Here is a 4,170-nt window from a genome sequence, read left to right on the forward strand (position 1 = left end):
ATATGATATATGTGTGACATACATTATATATTTTCGCACCAACGTGATTATTAATCCCATATGCTAACATTGATAGATCCGGCGCTAAAAGGAATACAAAAAATATAATCCAACTAAACTCATATATCGAATACATATAAATCGTGGCTAAAAATACAACCATTCCTTCAAAATGTACAATACGTTTTTGCATTATTTATCATTCCTATTTTTCTATATTTATTGATACATTTTCATCGCTGAAAGTATTCTTTTTATTTTTTGACCAGATGGTTGCTAATATTGGCCCTGCAATGTTATGCCATACTGCCGCTAATACACTTGGGAGTGCAGCAACCGGTCCAAAATGCAAAATACTTTCCAGCTATATTACTTTCATCCACTCAGCCCCTATCTTTTAATTGAAACACCTTTTTCGGATTCAAAATATTTTGCGGATCAAGAACTTTCTTTATTTTCTCCATTACAAATAATGCCGCCCCATGTTCTTCTTCTTGATACTTTCGTTTCCCGATTCCAACGCCATGTTCTCCTGTACACGTTCCTCCTCGTTTAAGAGCATACTGAACGATACTTTCATTTATTTCGTCTGCCTTCTTCACTTCCTCCTTATCATTTGTGTCAATCATTAAGAGTACATGGAAATTCCCATCCCCAACATGACCGAGAATACCGCCAATAAGCCCTACTTTATGTAATACCTCTTTCGCATGTTGAATCGCTCCAGCTAATTCCGAAATTGGTACACATACGTCTGTACTCATTAGCTTTTTACCAGGATAACTATGCACGTAAGAGTACGCTAAGTTATGTCTTGCATCCCACAGCTTATTTCTCGCTGCTGTTTCCGTCTCAAACGCAATTTCTATACATTTATGATCAAGAACGATTTCTTTCGTAAATTCAATATCTTGCTTTAACCCTGCTTCATTGCCGTGAAACTCTAAAAACAGTGTCGGTTCTTCTCTGTAACTTGTTTCATTGTAATAATTTACTTGTTTCATAGATAATTCATCAACGAGTTCAATTCTCGCGATTGGAATATCTGCTTGTAATATGTTAATTACAGCTTCTACTGCATCATTTATAGTTGGAAACGATGCCCTCGCAGCCATAACATGTTCTGGTATACCGTATACTTTTAAAGTTAACTCCGTGAAACATCCAAGTGTTCCTTCTGAGCCTACGAAAATACCATTTAAATGATAACCTGATGATGACTTCGCCGCTAAATTCCCGGTATGTATTACTCCTCCATCAGCAAGAACGACTTCTAAATCTCGAACTTGATCACGCATTACCCCATACTTTACCGCTGTTGTTCCGCTCGCATTTGTAGCAGCCATTCCTCCTAACGTTGCATCAGCTCCTGGGTCTACACTAAAAAATAATCCATACTTTTTCAATTCTTTATTAAGCTGAGAGCGCGTCACCCCTGGCTGTACTCTCACAAGAAAATCCTTTTCTCTTATTTCAAGTATTTTGTTCATAAGAGAAAAGTCCATTGTAATTCCTTTTTCGTAAGGAATTACATGTCCCTCTAAACTGGACCCTACTCCAAATGGAACGACAGCTGTTCCGTGCTGAATCGCTATTTTCATTATCGCGCTAACTTCTTCGGTCGTTTTTGGAAAAACAACTACATCAGGCAAACTACTACTATGGTAAGATTCATCTTTACTATGTAACTCTCGTACTGTCATATTTATTACTACTCGATCTTCAGGAAGTATGCCTTTTAATTCATTTACTACATGTTCAATTGTTATTTCCATAATCAACTCTCCTTTTTAATTTTAAAACAAGTATACCATCTTTATACAAAATAATTAGAAAAATAAGATTATTAAACCTGAACATACAAAAAAGAACCTGCAGCACACGCTACAAGTTCTTTTTCACTACATTTTAAACGATTTCTTTATTAACAACATAAACCAAATTAAAGTAACTGCCATCAACGAATGAGAAAATCCTACAATATAAGTTAACCCTTTAAAGTCAGCTCCATTTAACTGAAGAAGCCCTCTCGCTGCTAGCGAACCTAACATTAATGTTAATGCAATATTATGTAAAACAAACCACTTATTAAACCCTTGCACTTCATGAAACGCGAATACTTTTGCTAATCCTAAAGCAATTAAAAAGAAGAAAAAGCCAAGTACAAGTGTATGCGTATGCAAAAGATTTAACAAAGTAGACCCTAAAATCCCTTTATACTTACCATACTCCCTAGCGAAAATCCCTGATAATAAACCGATAATCAAATACGTAAACGATGCATTATATAATTTCTTCATTATGTACCTCCTTGAGTAGAATGTATAGTGTGTCATATTTAGTAATAATGATAGTTATATAGTAAAAACTCCTAGTCACCTAGGAGTCATTGTATAAGCATCTCACTCTTTACAATCAATCCTAATTATAAGATATCTCTCTATACAAAACAAACGAACTTTATGTGAACAAACACCCCCATTAAAATATGTTGCACTTTTGTTTTACACAATCCATACTAATTGTTATAACTTTTTAAAGGTGGTGTAATTATTGATAGTTCTTGAAACTGAACGTCTTAATCTTCGCTGGTTTGATATAAAAGACGCTCCTTTTATTCTTGAGTTAGTAAACGATCCTGCATGGATTCAGTTTATCGGTGACAAAGGAGTTAGTAACTTAGAAGATGCAAAAAAATATATTGTAAACGGTCCCATCGATATGTATAACAAACTTGGATTCGGCCTTTACTTAGTAGAACGAAAAAAAGATCTCACTCCACTTGGTATGTGTGGCCTTATTAAAAGAGATTCATTAGAAGACGTTGATATCGGGTTTGCCTTTTTAGAGACATTCCGTTCAAAAGGATATGGCTACGAGTCAGCTTCTGCGATAATCGAATACGGTGTACAAAAGCTCGGCATGAAACGAATTGTAGCAATTACTTCTGTAGATAACATCGCCTCAGGAAAGCTTTTAGAAAAAGTAGGATTACGATTTGAGAAAATCATTTCAGATTCAGGAGAAGATTTAAAATTATTTGGGTATAACGCATAGTAAAGAAGGTCGCCGTGAATGGTGACCTTCTTTACTATTTTACTGATCTCGTCATAATACTTTTAGTTCCATTTATAGTTTTGCAGTAATTCTTGTGATTACTACTATGCCTTTCATATCACATTTTTTGGAAATTCATAGAAATAAAACTTTCACATTTAAATAAATTATATTAATATATCAAATAAAGGAAGTGAGAATAAATGGAACAACCGCTATTTTTATTAGTTCTTCAATTAATTGCATTCATATTAACCATTTGTATCGTATATGGAATCTTATACAACACTATATTAAAGTTAAATATACTTAAATGGACTGCCCATGCGGTAGCAACGGTATTTTCCCTCGGCATGGCCTATCAAACTTTTATGAATTTCATTTAAAAACCTTTTTTATTATTTTTCTCTTTTGTAGGGAAATCTATCATTTACCATGCAAGAACATAGCAGGCAACTTGATTGCCTGACGTTATTGTGGTTATTTATTTTCAAATAACGATTTTGTTAAAAGTTGAATAAAATTCAATATTCCGTTAATGTTAATCACAATACAATCTGCTTCTTACCCATGTTGTATCGAATCGAGTAGTTTCTCCCATTAACTGCTCGATTTTTATTTTTGTTACATAAACTTGATATTTTGGTCCATACTATAAATGCACTTGAGTTCTGAACTTCCTTCTTAATGCTTTTCTGGAGAGCAGTTAGCTTTTGCTAGCTGGTCTTTTTTATTTTCTTTTATTTCCGAATAACATTTTCAAATCTGCTCATACTATTTCTGTAACTTAAAGTTACAAACTATTTCTGTAAGTGCGGCTTTTCCTTTGTACAACAGGCAGTTAGTTTTATGAACTAGCTGCTTTGTTGTGCAAAATAAGAATTTGGTTAAAAACTGCACATTTATTAAGAACATACATAAAATATCATGTGGTATTCTTTGTCAATATTAGTTTTGGTCATGGAGCGCCTTAAAAAGCGCTCTTTTGATTTGTTAATAAATAACCGTTTTCTTCAAACACCCTCACGATTTTTATAAGCCAATCATATATTTACATAGACAAGACATAGATTTTTATTATACATGCGCAATTTTTGTGCATGTTTTTTCTTT

The 4,170-nt window shown here is 33.7% G+C and carries 5 protein-coding genes and 1 pseudogene; 2 read left to right on the top strand and 4 right to left on the bottom strand.

Going from position 1 to position 4,170, the window contains the following annotated elements; all coding sequences use genetic code 11:
* The 4 genes and pseudogenes from ABWK52_RS20650 to ABWK52_RS20665 all read right to left on the bottom strand — a co-directional run.
* Positions 1-193 (bottom strand): DUF4260 family protein (locus ABWK52_RS20650; protein WP_353772105.1); only part of this gene is annotated, 193 nt, incomplete at its 3' end.
* A 12-nt stretch (positions 194-205) separates the two neighbouring features.
* Positions 206-349, bottom strand: a pseudogene (locus ABWK52_RS20655) (bile acid:sodium symporter family protein); the annotation flags it as partial.
* Positions 350-383: 34 nt separating this feature from the next.
* On the bottom strand, positions 384-1,775 hold the full coding sequence (locus ABWK52_RS20660; RefSeq protein ID WP_098541148.1) for an FAD-binding oxidoreductase: 1,392 nt from the start codon (positions 1,773-1,775) through the stop codon (positions 384-386).
* Positions 1,776-1,901: 126 nt separating this feature from the next.
* Entirely contained in the window at positions 1,902-2,300 is a 399-nt protein-coding gene (locus tag ABWK52_RS20665) for a DUF2871 family protein (protein ID WP_000737896.1), read from the bottom strand.
* Positions 2,301-2,553: 253 nt separating this feature from the next.
* Here ABWK52_RS20665 and ABWK52_RS20670 point away from each other — a divergent pair, with 253 nt between their 5' ends.
* Complete coding sequence (locus ABWK52_RS20670) at positions 2,554-3,057, top strand: GNAT family N-acetyltransferase (RefSeq protein ID WP_044584735.1); 504 nt, start codon at positions 2,554-2,556, stop codon at positions 3,055-3,057.
* A gap of 203 nt (positions 3,058-3,260) precedes the next feature.
* Positions 3,261-3,443, top strand: a complete 183-nt coding sequence (locus tag ABWK52_RS20675) for a hypothetical protein (protein WP_353772106.1) — start codon at positions 3,261-3,263, stop codon at positions 3,441-3,443.
* Positions 3,444-4,170 lie beyond the last annotated feature (727 nt).

This window comes from Bacillus sp. AP50, from assembly GCF_040492675.1.
GTDB lineage: Bacteria > Bacillota > Bacilli > Bacillales > Bacillaceae_G > Bacillus_A > Bacillus_A cereus.